The sequence below is a fragment of the Burkholderia sp. LK4 genome, from assembly GCF_001043615.1.
Classification (GTDB): Bacteria; Pseudomonadota; Gammaproteobacteria; order Burkholderiales; family Burkholderiaceae; genus Burkholderia; species Burkholderia cepacia.
Genome location: NZ_LDUL01000120.1, coordinates 1 through 839, shown reverse-complemented (window position 1 = coordinate 839; position 839 = coordinate 1). Strand labels below are relative to the sequence as shown.

Genomic DNA, 839 nt, shown 5'->3' with positions numbered 1-839 from the left:
CACAAGATCGTGCCGTCGATCGCGACCAACAACCGGATCGTCGTGAAGCCTTCCGAGAAGGTGCCGCTGTCGTGCTACCTGTTCGCGGACATCCTGTACGAAGCGGGCCTGCCGCCGCAGATGCTGCAGGTGCTCACCGGCGACCCGAAGGAGATCGCCGACGAACTGATCACGAACCCGGCGATCGACCTCATCACGTTCACGGGCGGCGTGTCGATCGGCAAGTCGATCGCGGCGCGGATGGGCTACCGGCGCGCGGTGCTCGAACTCGGCGGCAACGATCCGATCATCGTGATGGAAGACGCCGATCTCGACGAAGCGAGCACGCTCGCGGTGTCGGGTTCGTACAAGAACTCGGGGCAGCGCTGCACCGCGATCAAGCGGATGCTCGTGCACGAGTCGGTGGCCGATCGCTTCACCGAGCTGGTCGTCGAAAAAACGCGTGCGTGGTCGTACGGCAATCCGGCCGATCCGTCGGTGGACATGGGCACGGTGATCGACGAAGCGGCCGCGAAGTTCTGCGAGCAGCAGGTGAACGACGCGATCGCGCGTGGGGCGCGCCTGCTGGTCGGCAACGTGCGCGACGGCGCGCTGTATTCGCCGACGGTGATCGATCGCGTGACGCCCGACATGCCGCTCGTGAAATACGAGACGTTCGGGCCCGTGTCGCCGATCATGCGTTTCCGCGACATCGACGAAGCGATCAGGATGTCGAACAGCACCGACTATGCGCTGTCGTCGTCGGTGTGCACGAACCGCTTCGACCACATCACGCGCTTCATCACCGAGCTGGAAGTCGGCAGCGTGAACGTGCGCGAAGTGCCGGGCTACCGGCTCGA

General features: G+C 64.7%; 1 protein-coding gene. It reads left to right on the top strand.

Going from position 1 to position 839, the window contains the following annotated elements:
• The coding region (locus tag VK92_RS37715; RefSeq protein WP_048025986.1) for an aldehyde dehydrogenase family protein at positions 1–839 on the top strand (839 nt) is incomplete at both ends.